At 69.6% G+C, this 19,263-nt stretch carries 16 protein-coding genes and 1 pseudogene; 8 read left to right on the forward strand and 9 right to left on the reverse strand.

From position 1 onward, the window contains the following. Nucleotides 1-3 precede the first annotated feature (3 nt). From RCH22_RS00195 to RCH22_RS00205, 3 genes are all read right to left on the reverse strand, one after another. The gene (locus RCH22_RS00195; RefSeq protein ID WP_327012322.1) at nt 4-702 is read right to left on the reverse strand and encodes a helix-turn-helix domain-containing protein; all 699 of its coding nucleotides are present in this window, start codon (nt 700-702) and stop codon (nt 4-6) included. Nucleotides 703-827: 125 nt separating this feature from the next. Next, nucleotides 828-2,018: an MFS transporter gene (locus RCH22_RS00200; protein WP_327012323.1), complete on the reverse strand. Its 1,191-nt coding sequence runs from the start codon at nt 2,016-2,018 to the stop codon at nt 828-830. Continuing rightward, the gene (locus RCH22_RS00205) at nt 2,009-2,515 is read right to left on the reverse strand and encodes a hypothetical protein (RefSeq protein ID WP_327012324.1); all 507 of its coding nucleotides are present in this window, start codon (nt 2,513-2,515) and stop codon (nt 2,009-2,011) included. Before RCH22_RS00205 ends, RCH22_RS00200 begins: the two co-directional genes overlap by 10 nt. A gap of 560 nt (nt 2,516-3,075) precedes the next feature. On the opposite strand from RCH22_RS00205, the gene RCH22_RS00210 reads away from it, so the two are divergent. Both RCH22_RS00210 and RCH22_RS00215 read left to right on the forward strand, forming a co-directional pair. Beyond that, nucleotides 3,076-5,076, forward strand: a complete 2,001-nt coding sequence (locus RCH22_RS00210; protein WP_327012325.1) for an EAL domain-containing protein — start codon at nt 3,076-3,078, stop codon at nt 5,074-5,076. Nucleotides 5,077-5,135: 59 nt separating this feature from the next. Beyond that, nucleotides 5,136-5,771: a hypothetical protein gene (locus tag RCH22_RS00215; RefSeq protein WP_327012326.1), complete on the forward strand. Its 636-nt coding sequence runs from the start codon at nt 5,136-5,138 to the stop codon at nt 5,769-5,771. Between the two features lie 34 nt (nt 5,772-5,805). On the opposite strand, the gene RCH22_RS00220 is transcribed toward RCH22_RS00215, so the two are convergent. From RCH22_RS00220 to RCH22_RS00235, 4 genes and pseudogenes are all read right to left on the reverse strand, one after another. Next, nucleotides 5,806-6,753: an aminodeoxychorismate lyase gene (locus tag RCH22_RS00220; protein ID WP_327012327.1), complete on the reverse strand. Its 948-nt coding sequence runs from the start codon at nt 6,751-6,753 to the stop codon at nt 5,806-5,808. Next, nucleotides 6,750-6,992, reverse strand: coding sequence for an enolase C-terminal domain-like protein (locus RCH22_RS00225; RefSeq protein WP_327012328.1), 243 nt, complete (start codon nt 6,990-6,992; stop codon nt 6,750-6,752). Before RCH22_RS00225 ends, RCH22_RS00220 begins: the two co-directional genes overlap by 4 nt. A gap of 89 nt (nt 6,993-7,081) precedes the next feature. Beyond that, nucleotides 7,082-7,207, reverse strand: a pseudogene (locus RCH22_RS00230) (o-succinylbenzoate synthase); the annotation flags it as partial. Between the two features lie 145 nt (nt 7,208-7,352). Beyond that, nucleotides 7,353-8,021 carry an SIS domain-containing protein gene (locus RCH22_RS00235; RefSeq protein ID WP_327012329.1) on the reverse strand — a complete coding sequence of 223 codons (669 nt, stop codon included), beginning with the start codon at nt 8,019-8,021 and terminating at the stop codon, nt 7,353-7,355. Nucleotides 8,022-8,177: 156 nt separating this feature from the next. Here RCH22_RS00235 and RCH22_RS00240 point away from each other — a divergent pair, with 156 nt between their 5' ends. From RCH22_RS00240 to RCH22_RS00260, 5 genes are all read left to right on the forward strand, one after another. Further along, nucleotides 8,178-9,155, forward strand: coding sequence for a sugar ABC transporter substrate-binding protein (locus RCH22_RS00240; RefSeq protein WP_327012330.1), 978 nt, complete (start codon nt 8,178-8,180; stop codon nt 9,153-9,155). Next, nucleotides 9,152-10,138: an ABC transporter permease gene (locus RCH22_RS00245; protein WP_327012331.1), complete on the forward strand. Its 987-nt coding sequence runs from the start codon at nt 9,152-9,154 to the stop codon at nt 10,136-10,138. Before RCH22_RS00240 ends, RCH22_RS00245 begins: the two co-directional genes overlap by 4 nt. Beyond that, nucleotides 10,135-10,968, forward strand: a complete 834-nt coding sequence (locus tag RCH22_RS00250) for an ATP-binding cassette domain-containing protein (protein WP_327012332.1) — start codon at nt 10,135-10,137, stop codon at nt 10,966-10,968. The genes RCH22_RS00245 and RCH22_RS00250 overlap by 4 nt, the downstream gene beginning before the upstream one ends. 172 nt (nt 10,969-11,140) lie before the next feature. Continuing rightward, entirely contained in the window at nt 11,141-15,043 is a 3,903-nt protein-coding gene (locus RCH22_RS00255) for a Pls/PosA family non-ribosomal peptide synthetase (RefSeq protein ID WP_327015419.1), read from the forward strand. After that, entirely contained in the window at nt 15,016-16,449 is a 1,434-nt protein-coding gene (locus tag RCH22_RS00260) for a M1 family metallopeptidase (protein ID WP_327012333.1), read from the forward strand. The genes RCH22_RS00255 and RCH22_RS00260 overlap by 28 nt, the downstream gene beginning before the upstream one ends. Here the strand turns inward: RCH22_RS00260 and RCH22_RS00265 are convergent. Then, entirely contained in the window at nt 16,406-17,098 is a 693-nt protein-coding gene (locus RCH22_RS00265; RefSeq protein ID WP_327012334.1) for a 4'-phosphopantetheinyl transferase superfamily protein, read from the reverse strand. The genes RCH22_RS00260 and RCH22_RS00265 overlap by 44 nt on opposite strands. Before the next feature lie 140 nt (nt 17,099-17,238). On the opposite strand from RCH22_RS00265, the gene RCH22_RS00270 reads away from it, so the two are divergent. Beyond that, entirely contained in the window at nt 17,239-18,255 is a 1,017-nt protein-coding gene (locus RCH22_RS00270) for a magnesium and cobalt transport protein CorA (RefSeq protein ID WP_134558253.1), read from the forward strand. 6 nt (nt 18,256-18,261) lie between these two features. On the opposite strand, the gene RCH22_RS00275 is transcribed toward RCH22_RS00270, so the two are convergent. Continuing rightward, the gene (locus tag RCH22_RS00275; protein WP_327012335.1) at nt 18,262-19,254 is read right to left on the reverse strand and encodes an adenosine deaminase; all 993 of its coding nucleotides are present in this window, start codon (nt 19,252-19,254) and stop codon (nt 18,262-18,264) included. Nucleotides 19,255-19,263 lie beyond the last annotated feature (9 nt).

Raw genomic sequence — 19,263 nt, forward strand, 5'->3', positions numbered from 1 at the left:
CGGTTAGTCGGTTGGTTTTGTCTGGTTCTGCGGCAGCGGGTCGGAACCCAGCCGTTCGGAAATCTCGCCGGCGACCCGGATGAGGAGGGCGCCGATGCGATCCAGTCCGGGATCGGTGACGCGGTAGTTCGGGATGACGACCGACACGGTTGCGACGATCTTGCCGACCGAGTGAACGGGAACGGCGATCGCGGTCGAGTCATGGTCTGCTCCGCTTCGGACGACTGCGAAACCCCGGGGACCGACAGCGCCGGCGAATGCCCTTCCGGCCGCCGTCGTCGAGCGGGGAATGACCCGGCCGACCCAGTTGGCGAGCTGGACCGGATGTGTCCCGTGCACGCCGGCCGCGTACAGCATGGTGTCCGAGGTCGACGGCAGTCCGAGGTAGGCGTTCTCGCTCGTGAGCTCGACGATCTCGTGCAGCTTCGGCTCCGCGACGGAGACTACGGTCTCCTGGGAGAGCGCCTGGGCGCCGAGCCGTATGGTGATGCTCCCTGGCCGGTAGTCGCCGCTGTCATCCCGCGAGACGAACCCCGTGGTTTCGAGGGTCCGCAGGAGCCGGAGGGCGGTTGAGATCGACAGGTCGCTGCCGCGCGCGGCTTCGGTCAGGGACACGGCGCCGTGTTCGCACACGTAGGCGAGGAGGCCGAGTGCGCGTTCAACGGTCCGGGTACCCGTGGATTCCGGAGCGTCCAGGCTCATTCCGCCGCCTTTCGAGAGAGTCCGATCAACCGCGACCGGAGAATTCCATCTAGTGACAACATGATTTCATTTTTTGAGGTTCCGGGCAAGCCCTGGCGGGTCCGCACGCGGAACAGGTGCCGTGCTCAGCCGGGCTGGGGTGCCTCGAGGGGGATGACTTTCGGCTTGCGCAGGGCCCGGGTTGCGGGCAGGACCAGGACCAGGATCACGAGGGGGATCAAGAAGGCGAAGCCGAAACCGGTCTGGTCGGCGACCACCCCGACGATGACGGTGCCGAGGATGGCGCCGGCGTAATTGAAGAGGTTCACCCTCGCGATGATCTCGTCGCTGCGGGACGGGAGGACGTCGCCGGCGGCCCCGAAGGAGAGCGGGACGAGCGCCCCCGCGATCACCCCGGTGAGGGCGAAGCCGATGATCGCGCCTGCTTCGCTCGGAACGAGGGCGATCACCACGAATCCGATTCCGCCGAAGACGATGGCCGACGTTGCGATCACCGTGCGGGCGGTACGGCGGACGAGGTAGTCCACGCCGAGTCGTGAGATGAGTACGACGATCTGGTACGCGGCGTAACCGAGCGGCGCAGCCCATGCCGCCGTGTGGAGCGTGCCGCTGAGGTAGACGCTGCTCCAGGTGCTCACGGCGGAATCGGCGACGAACGCGGCGAGGATGAGCGTCCCGATAACGAAGACGGGCCAGCGCGGAATGCGGGTGGCGTCGCGGGCGTGGCCGGGGTTGCGGGCTGCGTGACCGGTGTCGAGGAGCCGCCAGCCGGCGACGATGACGAGCACGTCGACAACGCCGACGATCGCGAGGACCGCCCCCGCGCCGGCCGGGGTCTCCACGAGCGCGACCATCAGGAATGCCCCCACGATCGCCGCGAGCGTGTAGGCGGCGAAGAACCGCCCGAGGAGGGGTCGGGGCCTGCCCCTCTGCACGAGGACGCCCTGCATCGCGCTCGATGCATCCACCGCGCCCAGCCCGACGCCGTAGAGCAGTACGGCGCCGATGTAGATCGGGGCCGGCTGTGCGGTCGCCATCATGAAGAACCCGACGGCCTGGGCGGCGAGCCCGCTGAGCAGCGCGGCCTTGCTGTTGCGGCGGATGGCGATCGCGTCGGCGAGGACCGATCCGCCCGCCGCGGCGAGCGAGACCCCGAGGAGAAGGAGGGCCACCATCGTCGCGTCGAGGGACTGGCGCGCCTGGATGGTGGGCAGGGAGGTCGCGATGACTGCGTACCCGAGTCCCTGCACGGCATAGGTCGACCCGACCGAGGCCAGCTCCGCCCGTGGGGCGGGGAGGTGCGGGCTCAGCTCCACAGTGGATGCCGCTTCCGGACGATGAAGGAGGCATGCCTGGCAATGTCGATCGTCATGTCCACGTCCGTTTCGGTGAGGGCGGCGTTGATGAAGTGGTTATGGTGCGAGGTGATGAATACCCCGCGCTGCACGCATTCGGCGACCCATTCCTGATGGAGCATCAGTGAGTGGTCGTCGGCGAGACGTAGGTAGAACAGGGCTGGTTCCCCCGAGGATACAAGTGTGAAGTCCTCGTCGTGTGCCGCCGCGACGAGACCCGTGGTCAACCGGGTGCCGAGCCGGGCGAACTGGTCGGCACTGAAACCGTAGTAATGGTCGGAGCAGGCCAGGAGCGCGTTGTCCACGAGGTTCCCGTGCATGTCCGCCTGGGCGATCAGCCCGGCGAGCTGGCCGGCATGCTGTTCGAGGGTGTGGCGTAAGGCCTCGAGGTCGTTGAACGGAATGGTCAGGTCGAGCTTCTGCGACCAGGGTGCAACCCCGTGGTAGTAGCCCTTCACGAAGGTGATCTTCTTGGGGCGGGTCGCGGCGCGTGCCGTCAGTACTCGTTGCCGTCGACGTCCCGGAACCTCACCGCGACCGGGCGCTTCAGCCTGCGAGGAGGGCCTGGGCGTCGGGGGCGAGTTCGGCGAGCCGCGGCCGCGCGCCGAGTACCGCGTGCAGGGTGACCTGGGCGCGCACGTGGGGGTCGGTGTCTGTGAGCACGGGGTTCCTGTTCGGTGTTGTTGCCGGTGTTGTTGCCGGTGTTGTTGCGGGAGTTGTTGTCGTCACAGTCGAGATCGAGATCGAGATCGACAGGATTTGCACGCCGGCCGGGACAGGCACAATGCCGGGACAGGCACAATGCCGGGACAGGACGTATTACACTCCGGTAATCTGATGAAACATGCACGCCACGCAACGCCCCAGGTCGTTTCCGCGCCGCAGGACCCCTCCCGGTCTAGAGTGAGATCGCGTCCGTCCGTTCTGGGGTCTGGCGGCGCTTGCGCTCGGGGGATGTATGAATCGCATGGTCAGTCCGACCTTTCCGAACCGAAGCGAACCGGTCGGGAGTCACGGGGTGCCCGGCGTCGGCGCTGAGCTGCTCGCCCGGGCGTTCGCCGCGACGTCCACTGTCTCCCTGATCACCGACGCGGCGCAGAATATCCTGCACGTCAGCGCCGCGTTCACGGCGATCACCGGGTACAGCGAGGATGAGATCGTCGGGACCAACTGTCGGCTTCTGCAGGGATCCGGGTCCAGTGACGCCGTCCGGGGGTCGATCCGGCACGCACTCGAGGCCGGGGACGGCTTCGAGGGCGACATTCTCAACTATCGCAAGGACGGCTCGCCGTTCTGGAACGGACTGAGCATCGTGCCGCTCCGGGACCCCGCCGGCGTGATCACGCACTTCGTCAGCGTGCAGCGCGATATCAACACGAGGATCGCCCTGCAGGAGCAGCTGGACTTCCAGGCCGGCCACGACGCCGTGACCGGACTGCCGAACCGGTTCGGCTTCGAGTCGTACCTGCAAGGACGATCAACAGATGCCGCACCCACAGGCCGCCCCGATCGTGCCGGGTTCGGGCTGATCGCCCTCGAGCATGTCGGACAGGTCCGGCATTCGTTCGGATTCTCCGGAGCCGATGACGTGCTCGCGGAATTCGCCTGCCGCCTGAAGAGCCGGCTCCGCGGTGGCGATTACCTCGCGAGCTTCAGCGGCGACCAATTCGTCGTCGTCCTCGAGGGCCTCTGTGACGACGCATCGCCTGAGCTGGCCGCCCGGCTCCAGCGCCTTCACGAAGTCGTCGAGACCCCGTTCCCGGTCGATGACGAGTCCGTGATGCTCGGGATGACCATGGGGATCACGCCGTTTCCCGCGCGGAGTTCCGGGCCTCACGTTCTTCGGCTGGCGAGCCAGGCGCTCCCCGGGCCGGGGTCGGACCTTTCACGTCCGGACTCGTGGTGGCGACTCGCTCCCACGGGACCGATTGTCGAGTGGGACACGACGATGGCCGCGAGCGATTTCCGCCGCGGGGAGCGATCCCGCGTCCATCGGGAACGCCTGTTCGCCGGGGGACTGTCGATGTACATGCAACCGATCATCAGGCTGTTCGACGGGACCCTCCGTCGCGTCGAGGCCCTCGCCCGGCTGACCCTCGCCGACGGCACCGTCGTCCCGCCGGACAGCTTCGTGCAGCAGCTCAGCAGCAACGACCTCGACGAGCTCTTCCGGATCGGACTGAACGACGCCCTCGGCTGGGTCGCCCGGTGGGAGCAGGACGGACTGGCCCTCGATGTCTCGGTGAACCTGGCCCCGTCGACCCTGCGGCACCCCCGGTGCACCCGATGGGTCGCGAATGCACTGCGTCGGCACGGGCTGGCCCCGAACCGGCTCAGCCTCGAACTGCTGGAGACGCAGGAGCTGGATGCGGCTGCCTCGCGCTCCGTGCTCGAGGAGCTCACGGGCCTCGGCGTCGGGCTCGCCCTCGACGACCTAGGCTCCGGCCACAGCAGCCTGAAACGGCTCGCCCAGCTGCCGTTCGACTCGATCAAGATCGACCGCGGGCTGCTCGCCGGCGTCGCCACGAAACCGGTCGAGACGCTCAGCCTCATCGCGACCCTGTCCCAGATGGGTCGGGACATGGGCGCGGCCGTCGTTCTGGAGGGAATCGAGAACGCCGGCCTCGCGGAGGCGGCATCCGTGCTCGGAGCCTCACTCGGCCAGGGTTACTACTTCGCGCGCCCGATGCCAGCCGCGGACGTGCCTTCGTGGGCGGCAGGTTTCGGGCTGCCCGAGGGGTTCCATCTCCCGGATCAATCCGGTCAACTGCACACCGAGCTCGGCGCGCTCGCGTATCACTGGCAGTACACCCGCTGGGGATCCCCTCACCCCTTCAGCATCGACGACTGCCCCCTGACAGAGTTCATTGCCGACCGCGTCATGGCCGGAAGCGCGCCGAGCCTGTGGCATGACGTCCAACACGGACTCGGCGGCGACGATCGAGCCAGCGGCCTTCTGCTCGACTGGCTGGTCGACGCCAGCACGGGCCAGACGGGCGGGCTCAGGGCTCGCGCATAGATTCACTCGGTAACGTCGTCAGGCACCCACTGGAAAGCTCACGGACGGACCACCGAATCATGCTCGCGAAGGTAGCCGTCGTGCCCCAGCCCCAGCCCCGATCCCGGCAGGAAGGCAGCCGAACGCGCGGGATCATCATCGCCGGCGTCGCAGTCGCAGTCTGTGTCGGACTCGGCTTCGCCGGCTGGAACCTCGTGGGCCTGGGGGTCGGCGCCCTCCCCGGAACCGCGGTCACGTGCCCGACGGCCGACCCCGTCGTCGTCGGTGCGATCACCGTGCCCGCCGGGCCCGTTGCCGGCTATTGCCAGGACCGACTGGTCAACGCGGCCCACATCATAAACGCAGGGATGGACCTCGGGATCGGGACCCACACCCAGACCGTCGGGGTGATGACCGCACTGGGCGAGTCGGGCCTGCGGGTCCTCGACCACGGCGACGCGGCAGGCGCGGACAGCCGCGGGCTGTTCCAGCAGCGTGACAACGGCGCCTGGGGAACACTGGCCGACCGAATGGATCCCTACGTCTCTGCGCAAAATTTCTTCATCAAGCTGACGAAGGTCGCCGGCTGGAAGGAGATGGAGCCGACACTGCTTGCCCACGCGGTCCAGGTCAACGCCGACCCCGAACACTACGCGGCCTACTGGGCGCGGGCGGAGGACATCGTCGCGGCCCTCACGGCCCCCACGGCCCCGTGACGTCCGGGGCCGTGGCGGCAGTGAGGTCCGGGACTCAGCTGCGGCGACTGACCAGGTAGTCGAGCGCCGCGGTGTGGAGCTCGGCGTCGAAGCCGCGGGCGACCCCGTCGATCTCGACGATCGGCACGATCTGCCGCACGCTCGAGGCGAGCCAGACCGAGTCTGCAGCATGCAGCTCGTCGGGAGTGACGGTGCGGTAGGCGGTTTTCAGCCCGTTCGCCTCCGCGTACTCGAAGAAGGCGGCCTGCGCGGTACCGGCCAGAATGCCCTGGTCGGTCGACGGCGTGACGAGGTGCCTGCCGAACTGCAGCACGACTGTCGACGTCGGCCCTTCCAGGACGAACCCGTCGCTGCTGATGAAGATCACGTCGTCGGCTCCGCGGCGCTCGGCTTCGCGGTAGACCGACTTGTTCACGGCATAGGAGAGGGTCTTCGCGCCCTGCAGGAGCCAGGGGGAGGTCTGGGCGACATCGTGGCGGTAGCCACGGTCGAGGGTGACCACCTTCAGGCCGTGGGTGCGCGCTTCGGTGAAGTCGGGCTCCGGGTCGACGAAGACCCAGCCCGTGCACCGACCGGCGCCCTCGATGCCGCGGGTGAGCACGAGCTTCACTGACAGGCGCGGGTCGGTCGACGCTGCGATTCCCTGGCGGATGCCCTCGCGGTAGAGGTCGAGGCACGGGGCCGGCAGGTCGAGCAACCTGGCCGAATTGGCCAGACGGGCCAGATGCGGCTCGAGGGCCTGGCCGAAACCGTCGATGGCGTCAAGCGTTTCGAAGATGCCGTCGCCGCGGGTCACTGCGAGGTCGAGCACCGAGATCTGCGGGTCTGCCGGGTCGGCCCGGCGGACCGAGGCCGCGAGCGCGGAGGCATCCGTTCCGGTCTGGGTCGGGTCGTCCAGCATGAACAGCACGCGGGGGTCCACCCCGTCTGTGGGCGATGCGTCCGTGTTCGTCGAAACGGGATTCGTGTCTGCTGTGCTCATCGTTCTACTCCATAGTGCTCGTGGCTGATCGTGTTCTCGGAAATCCAGTCGGGCAGCACCGCGTAGCCGAGACCCGGCCCGGTGGGAACGGTCACCATGCCGTCGAGCGCGGTGACCGGGGGCTCGATGATGTCCTTCGCGTAATACTTCGCCGACGCCGACACATCGGACTGGTAGCTGAAGTCGGGCAGCGACGACAGGGCGACGTTGGCCGCGCGGCCGATGCCGAACTCGTGCATCCCACCGCACCACACCGGGATGCCCGCATCCGGGGTGCGTACGGCTGTTCGATCATGCTGAGGCCGAATTCGTCGAGGCCGCGCATCAGGGCGGTGGTCTCGTCGGTATCCGCGTAGATCCCGTTCGCGTCGACATGGACGTCCTGCTTCGGGAAGGCAGCGCGTACCGCCCGAACGGGACCGATGTCCCAGCCCGGCTTGATCGTGAGTTTCACGCGGCGGTTTCCGGCGTCGACATGGCGGCTGACCTCGGCGAACAGGCCGTCGATGGAGGATTCGATGCCGAGGGAGACAGGGAAACGCCCACTACCTTCATCGTGCTCCTTCGATGCTGCGTTCAGTGCTGCGTTCGTCCATTGTTCACTCCACGTAACTGTTCAGGATCTGGTTCAGCTGCTCCCGCTCGGCGAAGCTGCGCCGGGCTCCTTTGGCACTGGCAATACTCACGGTACTCGCCAGGTGGATGACGACGGCGACCGCCGTGGGGGAGTCGGCGTACGAGGCGCTGCTGGTCGGCACGGTCACGGTTTCGGTGGCGAAGGCTGCCACCGGAGCATCGGGGGAGTCCGTGACGGCGATAACGGTTCCGCCGGCCGCGGCGAACCGTTCGGCGACGAGCACGCTCTGCCGCTGGTACCGGCGGAACGAGAACACCACGAGCACATCGGTCGGGCGGACGTGGCTGAGGACGTCGATCGAGCGGACGGCGGCTTCGTCGATGAGGAGCACCTGAGAGAGTCCGGCCGAGAGGTCCCAGGCGAAGAGGGTCGCGTCGGCGAATGACTTGCTCGCGCCGAGCACGTACCGCCTGCGGGCGGCCACGATCCGGGCCGGCGCGCGCACGAGGGCATCGTCTTCCCCGAGGTGTGCGAAGGTCTCGGCCACGGCGGCTCTCAGTGCCTGGACGATGACGGGGGCGAGCGTCTTCGCGGGATTGTCGGACGGGATCGGCACGTGGATGACGTCGCCGTCGCGCACCGGCCGACCCCAGTGCCGGGGCAGCGTCGTTCCCAGTGCTGTGGGATCCACGACGGGGAAGCTCGGGGGGCCTGTAGGGACGTCCCCTCCGGACGAGCAGCGCAGCACTGCAGCCTAAGATTCAGGAGGGTCATCCTCAGCGGCGTCCCGCCCGTCTGCCGAGCTCCGGCAGCTGGCTGATGACTGGCCCCGAAGGACGACCCACCGATGTTGCACAAAACCAGCCTGCTCGCCGGGCTCACGGCCCTGGTCCTGCTTCCGCTCGCCCTCACCGGATGCTCGACGAACGGGAGCACCGTGACCGGATCGGATGCGGCATCCGCCGGGAAGACGACCATTGCGGTGGTCACCCACGGAAACCCGGGAGACGCGTTCTGGGACGTGGTCAAGAGCGGCGCAGAGCAGGCTGGCACCGACCTCGGCGCGACCGTGACGTACCAGGGCGACGGCGACCCCGTGCGTCAGAGCCAGCTGATCGATTCTGCCGTCGCGACGCATCCGGACGGCCTGATCGTCTCGATGGCGAACCCCGAAGGGGTCAAGGCCTCCGTCGAGAAGGCCGTGGCGGCCGGCATCCCGGTGATCACGATCAACTCGGGACTCGAGGAGTCCCTCGCCTTCGGTGCCCAGACCCACGTCGGCCAGAGCGAGTACGCCGCAGGACAAGCCGCGGGGGAGCGCCTCGCCAAGGCGGGAGCCACGAAGGTGATCTGCGTGATCCATGAGGCAGGCAACACGGGCCTCGAGGACCGCTGCCGGGGAGCCGCCGCCGGACTCGGCAGCCCGGTCACCAACGTGCAGGTCGACATCGCCAACCTCGCGGACGCCCAGAACACGATCAAGAGCACGCTCCTGGCCGACCCGACGATCGACGGTGTGCTCAGCCTGAACCCGGGCATCGCCGTCGCCGCGAGCCAGGCCATCACCGACGCGGGCAGCCACGCGCAGCTCGCGACCTTCGACGTGTCCAAAGATGTGACGAAGCTCATCGAAGCCGGCTCGATCCTGTTCGCGGTCGACCAGCAGCCCTACTCCCAGGGCTACCTTCCGGTGGTGTTCCTCACCCTGCAGAAGCGCAACGGCGACGTCGTCGGCGGCGGCCAGCCGGTGTTCTCCGGCCCCGGGTTCGTGACGAAGGAGAACGCGGCGCAGGTCGCTACCTACGCGGCACACGGAACCCGATGACCGGGCTGCTGCGCCGCCCCGAGGTTGGGGCGTTCGTCGCCGCGTTCGGGATCTTCCTGTATTTCTCGATCTCGACATCCGCCTTTCTGACACCGGCCGGCGTCGCAACCTGGCTGTATTCGTCGTCGCTGTTCGGGATCATGGCCGTCGCCGTGGCGCTCCTGATGATCGGCGGAGAGTTCGACCTCTCCGCGGGCGCGATGACGGGAACCACCGGCCTGATCGTCGGCATCGCGACGACGCAGTGGGGCATGAACGTGTGGCTCGCCCTCGTGCTCGCGCTGGCCGCCGCCCTCCTCGTCGGGGCATTCAACGCATGGCTCGTCACCTCGACCGGCCTGCCGAGTTTCATCGTGACCCTCGCAACCTTCTTCATCCTGCAGGGCCTGAACCTCGCCGTCACCAAACTGCTCACCGGAACCGTCGCGATCCAGGGCCTTGGAGCCGTCACCTGCTTCGACCAGGCCCGGGTGCTCTTCGGCTCCTCGTTCCCGCTGTTCGGCATGGACGTCAAGATCTCGATCGTCTGGTGGATCCTGCTGACCGCGCTCGCGACCTGGGTGCTGCTGCGCACCCGCTTCGGCAACTGGGTCTTCGCGGTCGGCGGCCAGGCCGCAAGCGCACGCCAGGTCGGCGTGCCCATGCGCCGGGTGAAGTTCGGGCTCTTCCTCACGACCGCAGGCGCCGCCTGGCTCGTCGGCATGCTCCAGCTCTTCGACGTGTCGACCGTGCAGGCAACGACGGGCATCGGCCAGGAATTCGTCTACATCATCTGCGCCGTCGTCGGCGGCTGCCTGCTCACCGGCGGGTTCGGCTCCGCGATCGGCGCGGCCCTCGGCGCCCTCATCTACGGCATGGCGCTCCAGGGCATCGTCTTCGCCCAGTGGGACAGCAACTGGCTCAAGGCCTTCCTCGGCGGCATGCTGCTGCTCGCGGTACTCGTCAACCTCTGGGTGCGCCGCCAGGCCGGTGAGCGCTCATGACCGCGGCGGGGCCCCTGGGCACGGCGGCGGATGCCCGGACGCCCCTTCTCGAGGTCCGCGGTCTCGGCAAGAGCTACGGTTCGGTGCGCGCACTGAGTGGGGTGACGGCCTCGATCGGAGCCGGCGAGGTGCTCTGCGTGCTCGGCGACAACGGCGCGGGCAAGTCCACACTCATCAAGGTTCTCGCCGGGGCGCACGGGCACACCGAAGGCACCCTCCTCGCTCACGGCGTCGAACAACACTTCGGGAGCCCTCGTGACGCGCTCTCCCTCGGCATCGCGACGGTCTACCAGGACCTGGCCCTCGTGCCGCTGCTCCCGGTCTGGCGCAACTTCTTCCTCGGAGCCGAGGAGACGGTCGGTCGCGGTCCATTCCGCCGCCTCGCCGTCGCCGCGATGCGGGCGACCACCCGGGACAGCCTCGCGACCCTGGGCATCACCCTCCGCGACGTCGACCAGCCGATCGGCACTCTCTCTGGCGGGGAACGCCAGGCCGTCGCGATCGCCCGCGCCGTGCACTTCGGCGCGAAACTCGTCATCCTCGACGAACCGACGTCCGCGCTCGGCGTCACCCAGGCCGGCCTCGTGCTGCGGTACATCGCGCGGGCCCGCGACCGCGGCATCGGCATCGTGTTCATCACGCACAACCCGAATCACGCCTGGGCCGTCGGGGACCGGTTCCTCGTGCTCCGTCACGGCACGAGCCTCGGCGAGTTCCCGCGCGACGCGATCACGCTCGAAGCGCTGACGGGGTTGATGGCCGGCGGCGAGGAGCTCGACGCGCTCGGCCCCGAGCTGGGCCGGGCGGCATCCGCTGGGGACCCCCTCTGACCGAGGTGCTGCTCGACACCCCGGCGTCACACGCCTGTTCTACACTGGGGAATCGTCGTGCAGTGCCGAGCACCGCGTCCCGAGCCGAGGAGCGAGCGTGACAGAGACCCCCGTCCCGCAGGGCGCCGCGCAGGCCGCAGCCCAGGCCGGCGCGCAGGCCGGCGCCCAGGCCGTGCTCGAGGCCGGATCGCGCACCGCCGAGCCCCGCACCCTCATCGACATCCTCTTCGCGACGGCTGCGCTGCACCCGGGCGCCCTCGCCCTCGAGGACCAGGTCGGCACCGTCAGCTACCGGCAGCTCCGGCACCTCGTCAACGAGCAGGCCCTCGCCCTCAGCCAGGCCGGCGTGCGCCGCGGGGATACCGTCGGCATCCGCATCCCCTCCGGAACCCGCGAACTCTACGTGTCCATCCTCGCGACCTTGCGGGTCGGCGCCGCCTATGTCCCCGTCGACGCCGACGACCCTGAGGAACGCGCTCACCTGGTCTTCAGCGAGGCCCGTGTCGTCGGCGTGATCGGCCGCGGCGGCGTTTTCGAGTTCCGGCCGGCGGTGGACGACGTCATGCTCAGGCAGCGGATGCTGCCGCCCGAGGAGGACCTGACCCTCGCGCACACCCAGCGCACCCTGCCCCGCGGCAGCGACGACGCCTGGGTCATCTTCACCTCCGGTTCGACGGGGGTGCCGAAGGGCGTCGCCGTCTCGCACCGCTCTGCGGCGGCGTTCGTCGACGCCGAGGCCGGACTGTTCCTCCGGGCCGACCCGATCGGCCCCGCCGACCGGGTGCTCGCGGGCCTTTCGGTCGCCTTCGACGCTTCCTGTGAGGAGATGTGGCTGGCCTGGCGGGGCGGCGCCTGCCTCGTCTCCGCTCCCCGTTCGCTGGTGCGCAGCGGCGTCGACCTCGGTCCGTGGCTGATCGCCCACGGGATCACGATCGTGTCGACGGTGCCGACCCTCGCCGCTCTCTGGCCAGAGGAAGCCCTCGAACGGGTGCGCCTGCTCATCTTCGGCGGCGAAGCCTGCCCGCCCGAACTCGCCGACCGGCTGCAGGCCAGGGGCCGCGAGGTCTGGAACACCTACGGTCCGACCGAGGCGACCGTCGTCGCGTGCGCCGCGCTGCTCGACGGCAGCGCGCCGATCCGGATCGGCCTGCCCCTCGACGGGTGGGACCTCGCCGTCGTCGATTCCGCGGGTGCCCGCGTCGCCGAGGGCCAGACCGGGGAACTCATCATCGGGGGAGTGGGTCTCGCCCGCTACCTCGACCCCGCCAAGGACGCCGAGAAGTACGCGCCGCACGCCGGCCTCGGCTGGCCGCGCGCCTACCGGAGCGGCGACCTCGTGCGCTTCGAGGCGGCCGGCCTGGTCTTCGTCGGCCGCGCCGACGACCAGGTCAAGCTCGGCGGCCGTCGCATCGAGCTCGGCGAGATCGAGGCCGCCCTGCGCACCCTGCCGGGCGTCGCCGGGGCCGCCGCGGTCGTGCAGCGCACCCCGGCCGGGAACCAGGTGCTCGTGGGCTACCTCGCACTCGTCGATGCGGCATCCGCCTTCGACCGCGCCCAGGCGACCGTCCGCCTGCGGGAGGAACTGCCCGCCGCCCTCGTGCCGTTGCTCGCCGTCGTCGACGAGCTGCCGACGCGGGTCTCCGGCAAGGTCGACAAGGCAGCATTGCCCTGGCCGCTCCCGGCGACGGGCGACGACACGGATGCCGGCCTGCTGTCTCCGACGGCGGCCTGGCTCGCCGAGAAGTGGGCTGCCATCCTCGGGTCCACCGTCGAAGGTCCGGACGCCGACTTCTTCGCCCACGGCGGTGGCTCGCTCACGGCCGCCCAGTTCGTCTCCGCGCTCCGCGAGCGCTATCCGGACACCCGGGTCAACGACATCTACGACCATCCCCGGATCGGCGCGCTCGCCGCCGAACTCGACTCCCGCACCCCGGCGGTGGTGGCCGCGGCGCGCATCGTGCTTCCGGTCCCGTTCCGCAGCCAGCTCCTGCAGACCCTGCTCGGCATCCCGCTGCACGCGCTCGTCGGCGCCCGCTGGCTCGTCTACCTCGCGGCGGCGAACAACCTGCTCGCCGCGGGCGGCGCCACGTTCGCGCCGACCCTGTCCTGGTGGTGGATCCTCGCCGGTTTCCTCGTCTTCGTCACCCCGCCGGGCAAGATGGCGCTCTCGGTGCTCGCGTCCCGGCTCCTCCTTCGCGGGGTGAAGCCGGGTGCCTACCCGCGGGCGGGATCCGTGCACTTGCGGCTCTGGCTGGCCGAGCAGGTGTCCCTGCTCGTCGACGCCGTGAGCCTCGCCGGAGCGCCCTGGATCAGCTACTACGCGAGGGCCCTCGGCGCCCGCATCGAGCCGGGCGTCGACCTGCACGCGCTCCCGCCCGTGACGGGGATGCTGTCCATCGGCGAGCGCGCCGCGATCGAACCCGAGAGCGACCTGTCCGGCTACTGGATCGACGGCGACGTGCTCCGCATCGGCCGGGTGAAGATCGGCGCCGGCGCCACGATCGGCGCGCGCAGCATCCTCCTCGGCGGAGCGGTGATCGGTGAGGGCGCGGTGATCGAACCCGGCGCCGCCGTGTCCGGCCACGTGCCGGAGGGCGAACGTTGGGCCGGTTCGCCCGCCACCCGGGTCGGGGCCGCCCGCGGCGCCTGGCCGGCCGAACACCCGCCGCGCGGCCGGCGCTGGCTTGCCGGATACGCCCTCGGCGCGCTTGGCATGACCGCGATGCCCGCGGTCGCGGTGATTCTCGCCGCCCTCCTCGTCGGTGCCGCGATCGGCGACGCCGGCACCCTGGGCCTCGCGCTCGGCCGGGCCGCGCTGATGATGCCGCTCGCCGTGGTGGTCGCCGGGCTCGTGTACGCGCTGCTCGTCGTGCTCGCCGTGCGTGCCCTCGGCATCGGGCTCCGCGAGGGCTACTACCCGGTGCGCAGTCGGTTCGGCTGGCAGGTCTGGATGACCGAGCGCATCCTCGACGGCGCGCGCACGCTGCTCTTCCCCGTGTACGCGAGCCTGCTCACACCGGTCTGGCTGCGCCTGCTCGGCGCGAAGGTCGGCGCGGGCGTCGAGGCGTCGACCGTGCTGCTCATTCCCGCGCTCACGACGATCGCGCCCGCCGCGTTCCTCGCCGACGACACGATGGTCGCGTGTTACGAACTCGGCGGCGGCTGGATGCACATCGGGCCGGCGAAGGTCGGCCGCCGCGCCTTCCTCGGCAACAGCGGCATGGCCGGCGCCGGCCGCACGGTGCCGCGCAACGGGCTCGTCGCCGTACTCTCCTCCACGCCGCGCAAGGCCAAGCGCGGGTCGTCGTGGCTCGGCAACCCGCCAGAGCGACTCCGACGGCTCGTGACGGATGTCGACGAGGCGCGCACCTTCCGGCCGTCCGCCCGTCTCCGCACGGCCCGTGCCTTCTGGGAGGTGTTGCGGATCGTGCCGGTCATCGTGACCGGGCTGATCGCCCTCGGCGTGCTCGCCGCGCTCGACGCCCTCTGGATCGGGCTCGGTCTCGGCTGGGCGATCCTTCTGGGCGGGATCGTGCTCCTCGCGGCCGGTGCCGTCGCCGCGGTCGTGACGAGCCTCGCCAAGTGGGCGCTCGTCGGGCGGATCTCCGTGAGCGAGCATCCGCTCTGGTCATCGTTCATCTGGCGCAACGAGGTCTCGGACACCTTCGTCGAGATGGTCGCCCGGCCGTGGTTCGCGGCGAAGGCAGCCGGGACCCCCGCCCTGTCGATGTTCCTGCGCACGATCGGGGCCCGGGTGGGCCGCGGCGTCTGGTGCGAGACCTACTGGCTGCCGGAAGCGGACCTGGTGGCCCTCGCCGACGGGGTCACCGTGAACCGGGGCTGCGTCGTGCAGACGCACCTGTTCCACGACCGGATCATGCAGCTCGACCGGGTCGCGCTCGCCGAGGGGGCCACCCTCGGACCGCACAGCGTGATCCTGCCCGCCGCATCGGTGGACGCCGGAGCGACCGTCGGACCTGCCTCTCTCGTGATGCGCGGCGAGCGGGTACCGGCCGGGTCGGTCTGGTCTGGGAACCCGATCTCGCCGTGGCGCAGACTGCCGTGGACACCGTGAGCCCGCAGACCGGCGGGAAGAATAGCGCAGGCAAGGGCTCTGCCGGTTCGTCCGGCAAGGTCGCCCTCAACATCCCGACGACGATCGGCGCCGGTTCGGCCGGCGATCCATACCTGATCGGCGCGGGCAACGGCGGCTACCGGGCGCTGCACTATGCCCTCGACCTGGACTACCGGGTCGCGACCAACCAGCTGCGCGCGACCGCGACGATCACCCTCGTGGCGACGACGCGCCTGGACCGGTTCAGCCTCGACTTCGACGGGCTGAGCGTCGACCGGGTCACGGTAAACGGCGCCCGGCCGCGCAAGTTCGTGCACACCGGCCGCAAGCTCGTGGTGAACCCGCTGACGACGATGGAAGCCGGGGAACGGTTCGAGATCGCCGTGCGGTATCGCGGGGCGCCGCATCCGCTGCGCAGCATCTGGGGAGAGGTCGGCTGGGAGGAACTGCTCGACGGCGTGCTCGTCGCGGGGCAGCCGTGCGGGGCCGCGTCGTGGTTCCCCTGCAACGACCACCCGAGCAACAAGGCAACGTATCGGATCGCGGTGAGCTGCGAGACGCCGTACACCGTGGTCTCGAACGGCACGCTCACCGGGAAGTCGACCCGCTCGGGCCACACCAGGTGGACCTTCGAGGTCGTCGAGCCGATGGCGACCTACCTCGCCTCCGTGATGATCGGCCGGTACCGTTCGAGCGTGCTGCCGCCGGTTGCGGCGGGTGGCCCGGCCCCGGTGCCGATCACGCTGCACTTCCCGTCGAACCTCGCGCACAACGTCGGCGTCGACTTCGGCAGGCTCGGCGAGATGGTCTCGGTGTTCAGCGCTAGCTTCGGCCCGTACCCGTTCCCGGGGTACTCGGTCGTCGTGACGGACGACGTGCTCGAGATCCCGCTCGAGGCGCACGGCCTCGCCGTGTTCGGTCGTAACCACGTCGACGGCAACCATGGCAGCGACCGCCTGATCGCCCACGAGCTCGCGCACCAGTGGTTCGGCAACAGCCTCACCGCCGCCGCGTGGCGCGACATCTGGCTGCAGGAGGGCTTCGCCTGCTACGCGGAATGGATCTGGGGCGAACACACCGGCGGACGCACCGCGGAGCAGAACGCGGTGTACCACCGTGGCAGGCTCGAGGCGCAGCCGCAGGACCTCCTCGTCGGCGATCCCGGGCCGCACGACATGTTCGACGACCGGGTCTACAAGCGCGGTGCGCTCGCCCTGCACGCCGTGCGGCGCTACCTCGGCGACGAGGTCTTCTTCGACACCCTGCGGGCCTGGACCCGCGCGAACCGGCACGGCCTCGTCTCGACGGATGCCTTTGTCGAGTTCGTCTCGATCCACACCGGAAGCGAAGAGATCCGCCGCATCATCGACCGCTGGATCTACCGGACCGCCCTCCCCAAGCTCTGAGGTCAGGGGCGGCGAGCAGACGGAGGGTCGGCTGAGACGCGGCGCCGGTTCCGGGACGGGCGAGCACGGCGACGCGGCCGAGGAGCCTGAGTCCGGCGCCGGGGTCGAAGCGTGCGAGGAGGATGTCGGCGAGGGGGACGCCGGCGCCGGGCCAGGAGGCGAGCGCCGGGCCGAACCCGGCCGGTGTGGCTGGGGCGAGGGTGAGGTCGCGCGGATCGACGCGGAGGCCGTCGCCGGTCGACTTCAGAATCGCCTCCTTGGCGCACCAGATTCCGGCGAGGTCTGCGGCATCAGCCGCCCGCTCGCGAGGAGACAGAGCGACGTCGGCGAGGGGGGAGCGGGCGACGGCGTCCACGCTTTCGATGTCGACGCCGACCGGCCCGGCGAAGCTCACCGCGACGCCGACGTGGCCGCCCGCCCGGCTGAGACTCAGGTGTGCGGCCGGGTGCGGCGCAGACCCGGGTACGGCCGCTAGGTATGGCACCCCGTGATCGGCGCTCCCGCAGCGGGGGCAGCGGCGCGCGACCCGCACGCTTGCGGGGTTCAGACCGAGCGCCCAGGCGGCGGTCGCCGCCAGCAGGGCTCGGTCGGCGGCATCCGTTGGTGAACGCGGCGCGACCATGACGATCACCTCGCCGATGGGTTCCATGCATCAAGTGTGGCCGAAACGGACAAGCGTGGCCCGCACAGGGGCCGCGGATGTCCGTACCCGGCACCCGATGTCCGTCGTGCCCCTGCGCACTGCGACACACGGCCGGTGGCACACTGGTTACCGGCCCGAGGAGAACCATGACACTGATTGACAACGCGGTCTACGTGGACGGGCGACGACTCGCGACGCCTGCCTCCCTCGACGAGACCTATGCGACTCTGACCGAATGCGGCGGCTTCGCCTGGATCGGGATGTACCGGCCAGAAGAAGCCGAGCTGCGCTCCATCGCCGCGGAGTTCAACCTGCACCACCTGTCGGTCGAGGACGCACTCAAGGGCCACCAGCGTTCCAAGCTCGAACGGTTCGACGACATCCTCTTCGTGGTGCTCCGCCCGGCCCGGTACATCGACGCCGAGGAGCGGGTCGAATTCGGCGAACTGCACGTCTTCGTCGGGCCCGATTTCGTCGTGACCATCCGCCACGCCGAATCCCCGGACCTCGCGAAGGTGCGCGCACGGATGGAGTCGACACCGAGGCTCCTCGCCCTCGGCCCCGAGGCGGTGCTCTACGCGATCTTCGACCAGCTCGTCGACGAGTACGCGCCCGTGATCGCCGGCCTCGAGAACGACATCGACGAGATCGAAGACGAGATCTTCGACGGCGACCCCGAGGTCGCGCGGCGCATCTACGACCTGTCCCGCGAAGTGATCGAGTTCCAGCGGGCGACCCAGCCGCTGATCGGCATGCTCGAGGCCCTCAAGCGCGGCTTCGCGAAGTACAACGTCGAGGTCGAGCTGCACCACCACCTCGATGACGTGCTCGACCACGTGCTGCGGATCAACGAGCGCGGCTCGGCCTTCCGGCAGATCCTCGACAACGCGCTGATCGTGCACTCGACCCTCGTCACCCAGCGACAGAACGACGAGACCCGGCGCCTCTCGGAGACGGGCCTGGCCCAGAGTGAAGAGGTCAAGAAGATCTCGAGCTGGGCGGCGATCCTGTTCGCGCCGACCCTCGTCGGAACCGTGTACGGGATGAACTTCGAGAACATGCCGGAGCTGCACTGGGAGTACGGCTACCCCTATGCCCTCGGGCTGATGGTCGCGGGCGGCTTCGTCCTCTGGCGCGTCTTCAAAAAGAACAACTGGCTGTAGCCCGGGCTACGACTGGGCGGAGCGCCAGGCGTCGACCTCGGCGTAAAGGGCGGCCTTCTCGGCCGGATCGAGGAACGAGGCCTCGATCCCGTTCCGGGCGAGGAGGGCGAGCCGGTCAGGACCGAGTCCGAACTCGGCATCGAGCGCCGCGAGGTTGTCGTCGATGTACCCGCCGAAGTAGGCGGGGTCGTCCGAGTTGACCGTCGCGAGCAGGCCGAGGTCGAGCATCCGCACGATCGGGTGGTCCGCGAGCGTGTCGATCGCACGCAGCCGCACGTTCGAGAACGGGCAGACCGTGAGCGGCACCCGCTCGCGCACGAGCCGTTCGACGAGCGCGGGATCCTCGAGGCTGCGGATGCCGTGGTCGATCCGCTCCACCCCGAGCCGGTCGAGCGCGCTCCAGACATACTCGGGAGGGCCCTCCTCGCCGGCGTGCGCGACCCGGCGCAGCCCGTTCGCCGCGGCGAGCGCGAAGACCTCCTCGAACAGTTCCGGCGGGTAGCCGACCTCCGCGGAGTCGAGTCCGACACCGTCGATCGTGTACCCGCTCGCGAGAATCTCGCGGAGGATCTGCAGCGCCTCGTCGGCGGGCCGGTCGCGCAGGAACGTCACGATCAGTTTCGTCGAGATGCCGCAGGACGCGACCGAGGTGCCGAGGGCATCCGCCACCCCGCCGAGCGCGGTCAACAACGGGATGCCCCGGCTCGTGTGCGCCTGCGGGTCGAAGAAGATCTCGGCGTGCCGCACCCCCGCGTCAGCGGCCCTGGTGAGGTAGGCCCGGGTCAGGTCCGTGAAATCGGCGGCTTGGCGCAGGACGTCGAGGTTGTGGTAGTACAGATTGAGGAAGGATTGCAGATCGGTGAACTCGTATTGCGCCCGCAACTCCGCCAGGGTCGCCCAAGGCAGGACGACGGCATTACGTTCGGCCAGCTCGAAGATGAGCTCCGGTTCGAGAGTGCCCTCGATGTGCAGGTGGAGTTCGACCAGGGGGAGTTTCATTTCCCCATT

The organism is Cryobacterium sp. GrIS_2_6, from assembly GCF_035984545.1.
In the GTDB taxonomy this organism is placed as follows: domain Bacteria; phylum Actinomycetota; class Actinomycetes; order Actinomycetales; family Microbacteriaceae; genus Cryobacterium.